Source organism: Prevotella sp. PTAC, from assembly GCF_013166535.1.
Classification (GTDB): Bacteria; Bacteroidota; Bacteroidia; order Bacteroidales; family Bacteroidaceae; genus Prevotella.
In genome coordinates this window covers 67,692-82,498 of record NZ_JABKKK010000011.1, presented here as the reverse complement: position 1 = coordinate 82,498, position 14,807 = coordinate 67,692, and the positions used below count along the sequence as shown (strand labels likewise).

At 50.4% G+C, this 14,807-nt stretch carries 10 protein-coding genes and 1 tRNA gene; 6 read left to right on the top strand and 5 right to left on the bottom strand.

Annotation, left to right across the window (positions count from 1 at the left end):
* The first annotated feature begins 502 nt into the window (after positions 1-502).
* The 3 genes from HPS53_RS09635 to HPS53_RS09625 all read left to right on the top strand — a co-directional run bounded on the left by HPS53_RS09635 (position 503) and on the right by HPS53_RS09625 (position 4,528).
* Positions 503-1,429, top strand: a complete 927-nt coding sequence (locus HPS53_RS09635; RefSeq protein WP_172205914.1) for a hypothetical protein — start codon at positions 503-505, stop codon at positions 1,427-1,429.
* The gene (locus HPS53_RS09630; RefSeq protein WP_253942871.1) at positions 1,426-3,270 is read left to right on the top strand and encodes a DNA mismatch repair protein MutS; all 1,845 of its coding nucleotides are present in this window, start codon (positions 1,426-1,428) and stop codon (positions 3,268-3,270) included. Before HPS53_RS09635 ends, HPS53_RS09630 begins: the two co-directional genes overlap by 4 nt.
* A 247-nt stretch (positions 3,271-3,517) precedes the next feature.
* Positions 3,518-4,528, top strand: coding sequence for a class II fructose-bisphosphate aldolase (locus tag HPS53_RS09625; protein ID WP_104370280.1), 1,011 nt, complete (start codon positions 3,518-3,520; stop codon positions 4,526-4,528).
* A 319-nt stretch (positions 4,529-4,847) separates the two neighbouring features.
* On the opposite strand, the gene HPS53_RS09620 is transcribed toward HPS53_RS09625, so the two are convergent.
* The 5 genes from HPS53_RS09620 to HPS53_RS09600 all read right to left on the bottom strand — a co-directional run bounded on the left by HPS53_RS09620 (position 4,848) and on the right by HPS53_RS09600 (position 10,634).
* Positions 4,848-6,773 (bottom strand): Omp28-related outer membrane protein, encoded by a 1,926-nt coding sequence (locus HPS53_RS09620; RefSeq protein ID WP_172205912.1) that lies wholly within the window; start codon positions 6,771-6,773, stop codon positions 4,848-4,850.
* A 120-nt stretch (positions 6,774-6,893) separates the two neighbouring features.
* Positions 6,894-7,574 (bottom strand): T9SS type A sorting domain-containing protein, encoded by a 681-nt coding sequence (locus tag HPS53_RS09615; protein WP_172205910.1) that lies wholly within the window; start codon positions 7,572-7,574, stop codon positions 6,894-6,896.
* Positions 7,575-7,615: 41 nt separating this feature from the next.
* A complete protein-coding gene (locus tag HPS53_RS09610) occupies positions 7,616-8,437 on the bottom strand; it encodes an Omp28 family outer membrane lipoprotein (protein WP_172205908.1) in 822 nt (273 codons plus the stop codon).
* 18 nt (positions 8,438-8,455) lie between these two features.
* The gene (locus tag HPS53_RS09605; protein ID WP_104370291.1) at positions 8,456-10,081 is read right to left on the bottom strand and encodes a DUF6029 family protein; all 1,626 of its coding nucleotides are present in this window, start codon (positions 10,079-10,081) and stop codon (positions 8,456-8,458) included.
* Positions 10,082-10,145: 64 nt separating this feature from the next.
* Positions 10,146-10,634 carry a TlpA disulfide reductase family protein gene (locus tag HPS53_RS09600; protein ID WP_104370276.1) on the bottom strand — a complete coding sequence of 163 codons (489 nt, stop codon included), beginning with the start codon at positions 10,632-10,634 and terminating at the stop codon, positions 10,146-10,148.
* 334 nt (positions 10,635-10,968) lie between these two features.
* Here HPS53_RS09600 and HPS53_RS09595 point away from each other — a divergent pair.
* The 3 genes from HPS53_RS09595 (at position 10,969) to HPS53_RS09585 (ending at position 14,643) form a co-directional block, all read left to right on the top strand.
* A tRNA-Asp gene (locus HPS53_RS09595) sits at positions 10,969-11,042 on the top strand.
* A gap of 409 nt (positions 11,043-11,451) precedes the next feature.
* On the top strand, positions 11,452-13,557 hold the full coding sequence (locus tag HPS53_RS09590; protein WP_253942870.1) for a hypothetical protein: 2,106 nt from the start codon (positions 11,452-11,454) through the stop codon (positions 13,555-13,557).
* 33 nt (positions 13,558-13,590) lie between these two features.
* Complete coding sequence (locus tag HPS53_RS09585; RefSeq protein WP_172205906.1) at positions 13,591-14,643, top strand: quinoprotein amine dehydrogenase; 1,053 nt, start codon at positions 13,591-13,593, stop codon at positions 14,641-14,643.
* The last annotated feature ends 164 nt before the right edge of the window (positions 14,644-14,807 follow it).

The following is a 14,807-nucleotide window of genomic DNA, read 5'->3' as shown; positions in this document are numbered from 1 at the left end:
TAAATGGTTTTTTCCGAGCTGGTTCGCTAAAAAACACAAGCGTTTTTTCGTGACATTATTATTACATAAGTCTGTTTTTTTATTGTGCTTTCGCATATAGTTTTCCGTCGCGGAGTGGTGTCTGTTTCTGTCAGTGTGTATGTAGTGATTGCCGCTCGTTCTTTTGGTGTTGTCATTTTAGGCAGGTTGGACATTTTATCCTGTTTCTTTTTTTTGTGGCGGGTATTATATATTATTGATATCCCTATCAACAATTATGGATATTCATATTGTTATATTCCATATAAATCCGTATCTTTGCAGAAACGAGGCACTTATATGTCGAAAATCTGTTCCGGGTGGTGTGGTGGAATACTGATATTACAGTTCGTGGCAAGAATGTTCCGGCATGGGGGATGAGTGTCGTCATGTTCAGATCCTGACGTGTCTCATGGCGGTTATTTGAGCGTTGAAGTATACGCTCGGGATATATTCAGTCGTAAACGCAAAACCAATTATAATCATGAAAAAAGGTTTGATATACTTATTGTGCGGCGCATTGCTCGCCGGTGGTTGCAAGACCACGGGCGACGGTGCATACGTGGGCGCCCAGTTCGGCGCCATTCTCGGTTCGGCCATCGGCGGAATCGGAGGTGGCTGGCGGGGCAGTGATATCGGGACGGTTGTGGGCATGGCCGGCGGTGCGGTGGCCGGAGCGGCCATAGGCTCTGCCAATGAGAAGGCCGGCCGTGCGAAATATGAGGCGCACCGCAGGGGGCGTGCCGAGCGCACACGGCATACCGGCGGTAATGAGACCGGCGGCTGTGAAGATGACACACGGCGGTATGACACACAGCGGGAGCGGTATGATGGCGGGGCACAAGAAACTGTTGGGCGGGACGAGAGCGGGTTTGACCCGACAAACAGCGGCGATGACCGTATAGTGTTCGAGCCTGATGGAGGAATACAGGGCGGCTATTCGGCCGATGAAGCGTCCGCGACGGGTGCCAATGCCGGCGGCGAGGTGTCGCTCAGGCAACTGGAGCGTATGGCAAGTGGTGCGGGACGTAATGCCGCGCATGGCAGTATGGGGTTCCGTCCGGCCATAGAGGTGCGCAAGGTGGAATTTGCTGATGCCGACGGCGACGGGGTGTTGCGTGCCGGAGAGAGAGGTAAGGTGGTTTTTGAGATAATGAACAACTCGCCCGAGACAATAACGAACATACGGCCGGTAGTGACGGACACTACCGCAAACAAACACATATCCATATCACCGGGCATACTTGTGGAAAGCATTGCCCCGGGAATGGGGGTGCGATATACGGCTACGGTGCTCGGAGGGCGCAAACTGAAAGACGGAGACATCGTGATAATGGCAGGTGTGGAGCATGAAGGCCGCATGTTGACGGCGGAGAGCGAGACGCTTAGGATTGCCACGCAGCGCAAATGATATTGGGAGAACCGGGAATGAAAGACGTTAAAGAATTGAGAGAGTACTATTCCGGCCGGGTGAAGGAGTTGTCGGGCGGCATATCCGGATTAAAGCGTGCCGGGCGCATCCTGGTGGCTTCCGAGTTGGTTGCCTTTGCCGCAGCCATAGGTTTTGTGGCGGCATATACGGTTCATGGCTCGTATTTTTGGCTTGTCGGAACGGCAGCCATGCTGATTGGCTATGTGGCATTCCGGCGTGTCGACGTGAGCAATGCCGAAAGGGTGGAGAGGCTCACGGCCCTGCGGAGCGTATATGAAGGCGAGCTTGACTATCTCGACGGTCGTTTCGACCGTTTCGACGCAGGCGAAAGGTATGTTGATCCTTGCCATGAGTTTACTTTCGATATGGATATTTTCGGCCGCTCGTCGCTCTATCAGCGGATAAACCGCACCGTGACACAGGGTGGGGCGGATATTCTTGCCCGCTGTCTCGAAATGAAAGCGTTCGGTCCGGAAAGCGGCAAGGCGCTTATCGACCGCCGTGCCGATGCGGTGGAGCGTCTGGCGGAGATGGAGGGTTTGCGTGCCGGGTTCATGGCTATGCGCCGATATGGCCCGATAGATACTCGGGCAGTAAAAACCGCGCTCGGCACTGCCGGCAGTCTGCCCTTGCCGTCGTTTGCCTCTTCGACTGTTGCCCGTGCGGTAGCGGTAGCGCTTATCGTAGTGTTCGCGTTGCTGATAGCGCTTGCCGTGTTTACGGACATGCCTTCGGGAGTGCCGGTGATGTGGGGCACGCTCATGTTTTTCGGTGTGCTGATGCTGTGCTCGGGCCCTTTGCGGCAGATGAGCAAGGCAGTGAACAGTCTGTGCAGACAGATGAAGGCATACACGGAGCTGGTGAGGCTGGCTGCCACGACGGAGCTGTGTACAGTCGACGATCCGTGTCTCGGAATGTCATCCGGGGGTGAGGCAGCAGCCTATGCCCTGACATCTTTCGATGAACTGAGGCGTATTCTCGACGGGCTCGACCGCCGTGGAAACGTGCTCGGCCTGATCGTTTTCGACACCTTCTTGCTTAGCGACTTTTTCCTCGTGCGCCGCTTCTGCCGATGGCAGGGGATGCATGCCGCTGACATGGAGCGGTGGATAGACAGTGTGAGCGTGCTCGACGCCCTTGTGTCTATGGCTACGTTCAGATATAATGAGCCGTCGGCCGGCCGTGCGGAAATTGCGGATACCGACGGTGTTGTCTATGACGCACGTGGAATTTATCATCCGTTTCTCGGCGCTTCGGCCGTGCCGAACGATTTACGCATAGAGGACAATCATTATTATATAGTCACGGGAGCCAACATGGCGGGCAAGAGCACGTTCCTGCGGTCGCTCGGGGTCAATTATCTGTTGGCGGTAAACGGCATGCCTGTGTTTGCGGCCGGCCTTAGGGTATCGCTTTTCTCGCTTTTTTCGAGTATGCGCACGAGTGATAACCTGTCGCGGGGAATAAGCTATTTCAATGCCGAGCTGTTGAGGCTCGGGCAGCTCATGGAGGCATGCCGCCGCTCCCCGCGCACGCTGATAATACTCGACGAGATACTGAAAGGTACAAACTCGCTCGATAAGTTGAACGGCTCGCGGATGTTTCTTGATGCCATATCCGAACTGCCCGTCACGGGAATAATTGCCACGCACGATCTCGAACTGTCGAAAATGGCCGGCAGTCTGTCCGGACGTTTTCACAACCTGTGCTTTGAGATAGAACTGTCCGACAACGTGACCTATACGTATAAGATAACGCCCGGCGTGGCCCGTAATCAGAATGCCACGTGGCTGTTGCGGAATATGATACGTAACAGTTGACCGGAGAGGGTGTATGACCGGGTGGGGACGGCCGTTTAGTTCACGGCACCCCTCTCTTCAATGCTCGGAAATTGCAATGCCTGTTTCGCAAAACGTATCTTTATGCCGGTGCCATGGGCCGATATGGCTATAAAATGGGCTTTAAAGGGTTTTAAAATAGACTTCAATACTTTGTGTTGCCGATTTAAAATGCTAACTTTGTGAGCGTTTAGATGTAAATTCTTACTTAATAAAAACATACAGAATTATGGCAAGTTACAAATCACTTGGTCTCGTGAACACCAAAGAAATGTTCAAAAGAGCCATCGACGGCGGTTATGCCGTTCCTGCGTTCAACTTCAACAACATGGAGCAGTTGCAGGCAATAATAAAGGCTTCATCAGAGTTGAAGTCTCCGGTTATACTTCAAGTGTCAAAAGGCGCGCGCAACTACGCCAACCAGACACTCTTGCAGTACATGGCACAGGGTGCTGTAGAGTATGCCAAGGAACTGGGCTGCAAGGCTCCAGAGGTTGTGCTTCATCTTGATCACGGCGACAGTTTCGAACTGTGCAAGAACTGTGTTGACATGGGCTTCTCTTCCGTGATGATTGATGGCTCGGCACTTTCTTACGATGATAACGTCGCTTTGACGAAGAAGGTTGTGGAGTATGCTCATGCACACGATGTGACGGTAGAAGGTGAGCTTGGCGTTTTGGCCGGTGTTGAGGACGAGGTGGTTGCCGCTGAGTCTCATTATACAAAGCCCGAGGAGGTTATCGACTTTGTCACAAAGACTGGAGTAGACTCTCTGGCCATCTCAATCGGTACTTCCCACGGTGCTTACAAGTTCACTCCCGAGCAGTGCACACGCGACCCGAAGACCGGTAAGCTCGTGCCGCCGCCACTCGCTTTCGATATTCTCGATGAGATAATGAAGAAGCTCCCCGGATTCCCAATCGTGCTCCACGGTTCTTCGTCAGTGCCTCAGGAGTATGTTGATATGATAAATCAGTATGGCGGCAAGTTGCCCGATGCGGTTGGTATACCGGAGGAGCAGTTGCGCAAGGCATCGGCAAGTGCGGTATGCAAGATTAATATCGACTCTGATTCACGTCTCGCTTTCACGGCTGCCGTTCGCAAGACTCTGGCAGAGAAACCGGGTGAGTTCGACCCCCGCAAGTATTGCGGTCCGGCACGCGACCTTATGGAGGAGATGTACAAGCACAAGATTACAGATGTGCTCGGCTCGGACAACAAGTTGGCTGTGCTCGACTAATCTTATAGATAAGATAAAACACTGCGGGATGCGGTTCATATTGAACGGTGTCCCGCATTTTTTTGTGCGTTTGTGCAGTATTGTATTTGGTGTTTTGGGAGGCTTGCGGTGCGTAATGTGAGTAAATGGAACTCTGTACATATATTACCGGCCGCTTGTCATGAAGATATGTCTGAACACATCGGGAATGAAAAGCATTCTTTCGTGGGCGGTGTGGGCATATCATGTATTCTGTGGTGCCGGAGGATGGTAAATAAAAAAGTTCCGCTATCATCGGATAGCGGAACTTTTGGTGTTATTCTGCCTTACGGCTGTCTTGTCACTTTATCATTACCTTGCGTACCTCACCGTTGCTCAGTTTGACGATGTTAAGGCCTTTGGCGGGAGTCTCGATGCGTATTCCGTCAAGAGTGTAATACTCTACAGGGCGGTTCTCGGCCGAAGCGGTCGGAGTGGATATTCCTGTGGTGGAGTAGTCTGCTTTCACACAGTTGGCATTTGTCACCCAGATGTTTCCGTTTGCAAGGTTCTCATCCGTTATGGCGTTGCCGATGAATGCCACTGCGTTGAGGTTTTTCTTGTTCCAACCGTCAGGTAATGTTACGTTATAGTTGTTCTCGTATTTGTTCCCCTCTACATTCAGCTTGGTGCCGTAAGCGTCTGTCACGACTTTGCGGAGCACGCTGTTGTGTGTATACTTGCTTTTCCAGATACCGTTGTTGAGCTGGCGTGCCACTATGCTGTCTTCCGTGACATATACCGTGATGGCAGCCTCGTTGCCCATCAGTGCGGCAAACTCTTTTGTCGTCTCTCCCGATACTTTGATGTCGAGGTTGCCTGTCGTCTCGTTGACCTTTGCCGTGATGTCTACGGTGGCGAATACCGGATATTGCTGGCCGATTTGGTCGAGTGTTCTGCTTATTTCATTTGCGTAAGTAGGTATGTATGCGTCTTGAACGCCTATTCCTATGGCTATGTCTCCGTCTCCCAACGGGAATCTGTCGAATGCCGCTGAGGGGAAACCACCGGTCATAAGGCCCATTATATCCGTACCTTCGGGTATCGTGAACATGTCGACACCGCCGTTCATGTTGCCGTGAAGCGATACCCATGCGAGGTCGTCACGTTGTTTGTTGAGATACTCCAACAGATTGATTCCGGCCGGGCAGTATGCGCAATACTGTGACGTGAAGTGTTCGAGCAGATGCTTCTGGCGTTGCAGGCTCTCTGTGTACACGCCGAGTTTGGTATCGCTGTTGCTGGCGTCAGCGGGAGTCTCGTTATTCATCTGTTTCACATATACCGATAGTGTGTGGTAGCCTACGGGCAGGTTCTGGGCTTCAAGCATACCGCTATAATTCTTTGCGGTAGTGGTGAGGTCTTTTGTCGGCGCTTCTATGACGGCAACTTCATTTCCGTCGATTGCGATACCGAACGAGTAAACCGATATGGGAGCTGTTCCGTCATTGTAATAAGAGAAACCGTATTGTATCTTGTCGCCGGGTTTAACGAATTCCATGGAGTATACATCGTTTACCACTATGTCGGCGGCGGGATATTCTTTTTCGACTATTGCCTGTACAGAGAGGCTGCCTCCCGCACCGCCGATGGTATACCAGTCTAAACCTTCGCCAAAATCCGTGTATGCCGCTGTAGCTGTCTCCTTACCTGCGAAAGATAATGGATAGATATTGCCTTGTCTTGCCTGCACATACTCAAAGCCAAGCAGCAGGGCATCTACTCCGTTGAGGTCGAGAGTGTATGGATTCTCGATAGTCACCGTGTTCCAGCCAACGACAGTGTTGCCTGTGAATTCCTGCTCAAAAAGGTCTTCGAAATTTCCGTTTTTAACAGCTTTAATGAAAACCTTGTTTACTTTGGCGGTCTGGCAGAGTCCGAAGCGTATGGCGGTAACTTTGCCACCATTGAATTTTTTGATGTTGCTGGCATCTAAAATTGCGGCTATCGGAAGATTGCCGGGTTTGTTCGTCAGTCCCATGCCATATTGTCCCAACTCGTCGGTGGTGTATGGACCCATTATTTTCTGGTTTTCCGCCAGTTGGATTTTTGCCGGAGCCGTGGCTGCTTTCTGTTTGTTCATGCCAGGAACGGCAGGCATGGCGTTGCCGTTTTTCTGCAATGTGCCTATTGGGGCTTTCTTAGTGTTGAGCTTGACACCGCTTTGGGCGTTTGTGATGCTTACGGACAGCATCAAGGCTATCAACGGAAGTAAAAATCTTTTCATGCGCTTGATTTTATTATTATGAATACTATAGTTTCCTTTGTCAGACTTTCTGGGGCTTTCCCGGTTGGTTTTAATACAGCCGTTCGCTATTATCGGTTATTGGTGATGATGCTGCCATTGTTATTTGACAATCTTTCTGACAGCTACCCGTTTGCCGTCTTTCATGGTCTCACAGATGTACAGACCTTTGCCCAGTGACATCAAAGCGCTTGCAGGGCGATTCGTCATCACCGTCTTTCCCGATGCGTCATACACGTTGATGGTGGTGTCGCCGTTGTCGGTAAGTACTTCGTCGATGCCTGTCGGGTCGGCATATACGCAGTTGACGGTAATCTTCGGGCCGTAAGCCTTCACGGTATTGGTGTTTCCTGCCATGGTGCGTAGCTGTATGGTGAATGTCGCCGTGCCGTATTTGCCTTCGTCGGGCTTCCATTCGGATAGCAGGTTTTTAACTTCTCCGGCTACCATCGAACCTGTATCCGTTATGTAATTTGCCGGAACATTGGGAGGGCATGTATTCGGAAAGCAGAATTGAAATGTGCCGTTCGGAAGTTTTTCTGTCACAACCTGAGCCGAGACGAATGCTTCCTCGGATGTCGTGTTCTTGGCTGACAGGTCTATGTGGGCCATTACCATTCCCCAGTCTTCATCGTAGTAGGCATTAAAGGTGCATGTACTTCCGTCGGCAACGGTGTTGCCATCTTTGTCTATAAACTGAAATGTGCCGTCTGCTTGTGCGGATACGTTTGCCGATACCATGGCCAGCAGGGCGGAAACCAATAGGCTTTTGATTCTTTCCATATACTCTTCTTTATTCTGATTGTTCGTTGTCTGTGTCTCTTTCAATGACTGTTTTCGGCATTTGATATCAATGCCGCTTTGGTGACACCCTGTACTCCGTTGTCGTTATATACGAATGCCACTACATGCATGTTTGCGACATTCCATGTCTGTCTCGTGTTCGGCATGTATGTCTTGGGATTCAGGTCGGCCGTGTATGTGACAGTCTTTTCCGAACCTTTCGCAATCGAGATGTCTTCTCCCCACGTACCGTTTACCGCCGCACGGAGCACATGATTGTGAATGTACTCTCTGTTGGAGCTTCCGTCGGGCATGGCCTGTATCGCTTTTATGCTGTCTTCCACGAGCCATACCTGCAATTTGCCGCTTGCCGCGTTCATGCCGTAAGCCTTTATCTTGATTGCGGCCTTGTTGCCGTCTGCGTCGTAATCGTTCTCTATGCTTAGTGCCACGGCCGCTTTCCGCTGTATGGCCGTGTGCACGTTACCCATCCACTGCTCGGGTACGCTCGTTCCGCCGAGCCTGTCGATTTGTCCGGCCGGCAGGTTGGGCTGTCCGGCCGCACTGTAATACAGGTCTCCGACGTGCGATTTAAGACTGACGGGAGTGTTTGGAGACAGCGGTCCGCCATGTATCGCCACGGCAATGACGCTGTTCGGATAGCTCTCTTGCAGTTTGTTGGTTTCCACTGCCGCATTCGGACAGTTTGGACATTGCTGTCCCGTGAAGTCTTCAAGCAGTACGCAGCGTTGCACTTCGGCCTCTTCCACGTATATATAGCGGTCGTTCTCGCTAACCGTGTCGCATGAGGCGAGTGTCAGCAATCCTGCCGCGGTTGTATATAATAATGTCTTTATTTTCATGAATGCCTGTTGTTATTATCAGAAGTTATAGTTGTATGAAAGCGTGACACCCTTGCTTGCGGGAATCCAGCGGCACACTCCGCCCGAGCAGTTGAATCCGGAGCGGTTTCTTACGTAGCCGAGTTGCAGGCGATGGGCGCCCCGGGTCCATGTGACGTATGCGTTGTAATAGTGCAGGTCGGTCTTGCCAACATTATATTCGTCTGACACAGTGAACATCCAGTGCGGCAGGACTGACAGCTCGAGGAGTCCGAAAGCCCAGTCGCCCTCGTCTTCTCCCGTGGTGAGATATTGTGCCTCGCCTCTGAGCGTGAGCTTGTTGTTAATCCTGTATTTGCCTTCCGCCACGAAGATATTGCTGTGAATCATGTCTCCGTGACCTTCTATCGCTGCCTGATTATAGTACTGGTTCATGTACATGAGGTTCAGTTTGAAATCTCTGCTCACCTTTTTCTCAATCTGCACGTTGATGTCCTGATAGTATTTGCTGTCTCCCCATTTCCAGAATCTCGACGCATAGCCGTCGCTTCCCTCTACCATGCCGTTGAGCGTGCGTGGCGACTGCTCGATAGAGTGTACGTGCGAGAAGTTCAGTTTCACTTTCGTGCCATACTTTCCGCCCAGTGCCGTGTTTTTTTTGAATGTATAGCCTAATTCAGCCTGATATGCCCATTCTCCGTCAGGATTGGTTGCATACGGGTAGTGCGCGGCCAATGCGTATGTGTGTTCCATGGTGAATGCCGGAAGGTGGTTCAGGAACGATGAGTTCTCCGCCGCCGAAGGCAGCGTGCGCCTGCTGCGGAATGACATGTTGTCGCTGCGCTTGGCCTGCACCAACAGGCTCATACCACGTTTGGAGTAGCTTGCCGACAGCATCGCGACATAGCCTTTTCTATATATGTAATCGTTGTCGATAGACGGGTCTTGGGTCTTCTGCGCATACTCGGCCAGCACGTTCCATCCGCCTTTTTGCAGGCGCAGGCGCAGGTCGTAGGCGTTCACGTTGGTCGGGAAGTTGAGTTTGTGCGTCGGGTCGACCATCAGTTCTTCCTGTTTCTCGTGCTTGTTCACGAACGACGCGCCGAATGTCAGGTAAGTGCCGTTGCGCTGCATCGTCTCAGACCATTGGTCGATGTTAAGTTCCACGTCGCCTCCGGTGATCCATGAATCGTTCAAGTCCCAGTATCTGCGCTGCTTACCTGTGAGCGCTTTCACCGTCACGCCCTTGAAAGGCTTGTATGTTATGCGTCCGCCGAGCAGCGAGTTGTCTATTCCGAGGCTGCGTTCCTCGTATGTGCGGAGAATAAATCCCGAGCCGAACTGCTCGTAATAGTTTCCGAGTGTCAGCTCCACGTTCTTGTAGTGTCCTTTTACGTAGATGTATGGCACGCCCCAACCTTTGTAGTCCGGTTCGAAACCCGGCAGCGGGTGCTCCAGATATTCGAGTCGTGCGCCGGCATCCACATATTTGCTCGTCAGGTTAAGTTCCGCAAATGTGTTTGTCAGTCCCCATTCGCTGTAATCCTCCGTTCCTATCTTGCTGTCGCTCTGCGGTATCAGCACGTCGCTCTGTATGCTTCCGTTCAGTCGCACGGCAGGTTCTTTCTCGTCCTCGGTCTGGGCTGTCGCTGTGCCTGCCGCCATTAAGGCGAGCAGTGCAGGCAGTATGTTTGTTTTATGGTTGAACACGAAAATGTACTTTAAATGTTTATTTTATCAGTCCGCGTACTTTCTCTATCAGTTCCGCCTCGGCTCCTTCGGTATATCCGTTGTGCTTGTATACGATATTCCCCTTGCCGTCCACTATGAGCACGTAGGGAATCATCTGTATGCCGAGGGCGCGCTTGAAGTCGCTGTTAGGGTCGAGCAGCACCTCGTATTCCCATCCGTTGCTGTCAACAAGTGGTTTTACTTTGTTGATATTCTGTGCCTGGTCTATGCTCACTGCGATTACTTTCACTCCTGTCTCTTCCTGCCATTCGTCATAAACCTCGCTGATAGCTGTAAGCTCACGGTTGCAAGGCTTGCACCAAGTGGCGAAAAACGAGATGATAAACGGCTTGCCGCCATTAGACAGCGTGTCTGTATTGACGGTCTTTCCGGTAATGTCTTTCAGCGTCACTGCCGGCAGTTGGGCTTTGATTTCCGCTGCAAGGCATGCGAGAACCAACAGGAATATGATTTTTATTTTTGTCATGATGATGATATAATAATGTATTAATACTTCTCATGTGTGAGTTTGCTATACTCGTGTCGTATGCTATCCGATGACTGCAACCATGCAAAATTAATCATTTTTTTCAATTGGCACAAATGAAATATAAAAATATGTATGTTTTAAATTGTAATTTGATGCAAAACAATCTATATTCGGTTGATTTTGGTTTTAAAATGTATTTAAATGCAAATGTTTGTTGACGATTTGCACCTCGGTTTTGTATTTGTTTGAAAATATTCTTCAATTTATTGCCAAAAAGTTTGGTGGAATGAAAAAAAAGATATACCTTTGCACCCGCAAACAAAGAAAGACTGGTGCGTTAGTTCAGTTGGTTAGAATACATGCCTGTCACGCATGGGGTCACGGGTTCGAGTCCCGTACGCACCGCTCAGAAATACAACTGATACAAACATGACGAAAGTTATATCCTCAGAGCGAATGCTTTGAGGATATTCTTTTATTGTCTGTTACGGAATTTTCGGCTCAGCGGATTTTCTGGGCTGGCATCTTTCGGCTCAACGGAAATTATTTGTCAATTAACATAACATGCCCACAGGTTTTTTAGGACTGGCCCATTATTTGTCGGGATTTATGTGAGATGGGGACTGCTGTCCCTTGGTTTCTGGCATGTCTGCATCGCGGAGTTTGCCGACTGTTGATATTATGGCAACTTGCGACGATTTTATCCTGCTTTTTGTATATTAGGGCTGATATTATAAAAAGAAAATCCTTTGTTTGGTCACCTCGAAGAAAGTGACTAATTTTGCGGGTGATATTGCGTTTAAACAACACTATTATGATATACAGACAGACGATGAAAAGGAATTTCTACACCGGCCTGTTGGCTTTGTTTTGCGTGTTTCTGACGGTCGGTTGCCAGGATGACGAGACTATCTGTTACGTGAACGGGGATTTCTTCAACCAAGAACTTCCACTCGTGATTACCGAGGCAGATTACAATACGGACAATACATATTACATGCTGAACGACGACGAATCGCCGGATGTATACTTTGATTCCGGACAGCGGAGTTTCAATGTCAGCGAGCCGTTGCAGATAGAGATGGGCGACGACCATGACTTGAGGCTTCGTTTTTACAGTCCCAGGGCACTCCGTAACGTGACGGTATGGGCAAAGATAGACGGGTATGATGAGGAGTTCAGGATGATGGATATCAGTAAGGTGATGCCTTTCCAGCAGCTTACGGTCCGTATACCCTTTGCCGTGAAGAACCTCACTGCGTATACCCGCTCGGGAAAGAAAATACGCATCATGGCAAACCCGTATCTGACAAGAGAGAACATATCTTTTTCGATAGAGAGTGACGACCCCTACTGGAAGCGTCTGCAATCAATACGCTGCAAGTGGCGCATCGCCTTCGGCAGATACAGTGACACTCAGCCGTCATGGCGATACAAGATGAAAGCGTCGCATACTCGTGAGGCGGTGGCTATAGCGTTGAATATGAGCTATATGTTCTCATCTGATAAGTTTGAGAAAGCTCTGCGCGAGTTCGGGCCGCTGCACAGTAACGGTGACAGGAAAGAGATAGACAAGGACGCTCTGCTGAGGAATGTGCTCAATCACCGCGGACTCGTGTTCGGATACACTACCGGAGTGATGGGGCTTGGCGGCGGGACGACTTTCGGTATGCATGAAGTGTGCTATCTCGAACACTATGCCGACGACAAGAGTATCACCGAGACTATATTCCACGAGTTCGCGCATTGCCTGGGATATGGACACGACGGTAACATGACATACGAGCAGACGGGTCCCGGATGGATAACGTTGTGCCACAATATGTATGTGGATCTGTCGTTGAGCAAGGAGCTTCCGGTATACTCGCGGCGTTTCATGCACACCAGGAAGAGCCGTAACAGATATTTCGATGACATCTATGTGCCTTCCCAGTATGTTATCGAAGACCCTGAGCTTGATGCTCTCGACGGCGGACTGTCTCCGTTTCATGACGATATGTCAGACCGTGGAGGGGATGACGGCAAGCCCGTGGCGTTCAGGTTGGACTATGATGATGTGCCTCTTGCCACGCCCGCCACTTTCCGTCCGAAAGACGTGTATGTATATGGAGACACTGTATATGTGGTGAATGACGCGGACAATAATTACAGTGTTGAGATATTCAGTATCGCTTCGGGTCGCAAAAAGCATATCGGCAGTATCAGGCAATGGGCGAGAGATGAGGCCGGCACGGAGATAACAGAGACATTCACAGGCCGGCCGAACGGCGTGACACGTGCCAACGGCAAGATATATGTGACCCATGAGGGTAGTAGGACCGAGATTTTCAATGCCTCGGATCATAAGTTTTTCACACATGTAGGTAACGGCAAATGGGGTACGGGAGCTTATCAGACGGTTCATGCTTTCGATGTGATTGCAGACAAAGGACTTGTCTTCATACGTGACAAGAGGTCTCTTGTGGGTGTGGAAGAGCGGATTCTGGAGGCAGGAAAAGCCCCGGTGATATATACACGCTCACCGAACATGGGTGAGGCGGGAGGCACTTACGGTCTTGCTGTAGATCGGCACACGGGTTTGATATACTCCACTCATCCGTCAAGGCGGATAGACATATTCATACCGGCTGACTTGCGTGAAGGTATCTCTTTTAAGCATGCCAACCAGCTGGCATATAAGAACAGGCCGTATGCGCTTGATTTCCATGAAGGCAGGATGTTCGTAAGTTCAGACGGAGAAGAGAAGTTCTGCGAGGCGGACCCTGAGACTGGCGACATAATCAGGGACTACACCATCATCGGTGATATAACCTTGCGGTCGCCCGAGAAGTTTTGCATACGCCGCAACACCCTGTTTATGGTAGACAGGACGAGCGACGGGCCGTGCGTGTATGCCATTCCGATGGGTGAATTGAAATGAAAATATGTAATGTGAAGATATGTTTTGTTGAAAATGAAAATACATTCGTATATATTGTTGTTGGCGCTTGGTGTGCTGGCGGCGCGATGCGGTGATGATGAGACCGTGGAGTTCGGCGGCCGGTTGCCCGGTTCGGAAGACGGAGGGTATGAGAGCCACTGGTATTACTCTTACGAGGCGGCACGGCTGATAGATGCCGAAAGCCTCGGAATGAGCGCTTCCGAGAACTTTGTCCCCTATACGGTGGCTCATTCGGGCGACACGGTTTTCATAGCCAACACGGGAAGTGATGGCAATAGTCTGCTGCTGTTTGATGACAATAAAGGCAAGTTGTTGCGCACGGTGAAGTCATGGACGATTGGCAATAAGACCGAAGCGTTCGGCAGTCAGATAGAGGCCATCATACCGTCCGGTGACCGTTTGTATGTCGCGGAGCGTCAGTCGCTCATTCATGTCTTTCATCTTCCCGACATGGCTTATGTCACTTGTATAGGCAACGGCACATGGAGCGGCCCGGTGTTTCAGGCCCAGGCGCTTGCCGTGAAGGACAGCCTGATATTTGCCCGAGACAAAAACGGGATGATAAGTATCTACAGGGAATCTGACGTGACGAAGGAAAACTATCGGAATGTAAATCGTTATCGCCGTGCAGGCAACAACGGGAGTCCGGGGAATAACGGTTTTGCGGCACATTGCATGTTGCCGGATACAGCCGGGCATATTCTGCTCACTGACTATGAGGGCAGGAAAATACGTGTGCTTGATCCGTCGTTGGTGAGTGGTGATATGGCCGACGGAGCGTCGATAGACGTGGACAGTCTGTCGATGTCGCTTGATTTTAAGCCAAAGACATTGGCGTTCGGTGATGGCCGGATGTATGTCACCGGAGACAATGACGTTGTCAACATATACGACGGTAGGCGGAAAGAACGGGTGAAAAAGCTTAAGACCGTCAAAGGGTACGAATTTTTACAGCCCGCGCGTATTTATTCGCAGAACGACACGGTATTCTGGGTGTCTGATATGCATGGCGGCAGTCGTACGCTTGTGAAAATGATTGTGCATAAGGGGGAGATAAGAGAATAGCCGGCAGTGTTGGTGCGGACGGCTGTAAGTACTTCAAACGGGATTTTGCAAACTATCGCAAAATCCCGTTTGAAGTACTTTTTTTAGCCTTGATGCCGTCTTGGCATAGGTCTTGTTTCTTTGGGGTGTGTTTTATTTGCGGTGTGGTTTATATTTTGTCTGCG

What these genes read in the sequence shown, in the direction of transcription:
- HPS53_RS09585 (WP_172205906.1), top strand. Translation starts at nt 13,591, where the DNA reads ATGAAAATACATTCGTATATATTGTTGTTGGCGCTTGGTGTGCTGGCG.
- HPS53_RS09630 (WP_253942871.1), top strand. Translation starts at nt 1,426, where the DNA reads ATGATATTGGGAGAACCGGGAATGAAAGACGTTAAAGAATTGAGAGAG.
- HPS53_RS09610 (WP_172205908.1), bottom strand. Translation starts at nt 8,437, where the DNA reads ATGAAAATAAAGACATTATTATATACAACCGCGGCAGGATTGCTGACA.
- HPS53_RS09605 (WP_104370291.1), bottom strand. Translation starts at nt 10,081, where the DNA reads ATGGCGGCAGGCACAGCGACAGCCCAGACCGAGGACGAGAAAGAACCT.
- HPS53_RS09635 (WP_172205914.1), top strand. Translation starts at nt 503, where the DNA reads ATGAAAAAAGGTTTGATATACTTATTGTGCGGCGCATTGCTCGCCGGT.
- HPS53_RS09620 (WP_172205912.1), bottom strand. Translation starts at nt 6,773, where the DNA reads ATGAAAAGATTTTTACTTCCGTTGATAGCCTTGATGCTGTCCGTAAGC.
- HPS53_RS09600 (WP_104370276.1), bottom strand. Translation starts at nt 10,634, where the DNA reads ATGACAAAAATAAAAATCATATTCCTGTTGGTTCTCGCATGCCTTGCA.
- HPS53_RS09590 (WP_253942870.1), top strand. Translation starts at nt 11,452, where the DNA reads ATGATATACAGACAGACGATGAAAAGGAATTTCTACACCGGCCTGTTG.
- HPS53_RS09625 (WP_104370280.1), top strand. Translation starts at nt 3,518, where the DNA reads ATGGCAAGTTACAAATCACTTGGTCTCGTGAACACCAAAGAAATGTTC.
- HPS53_RS09615 (WP_172205910.1), bottom strand. Translation starts at nt 7,574, where the DNA reads ATGGAAAGAATCAAAAGCCTATTGGTTTCCGCCCTGCTGGCCATGGTA.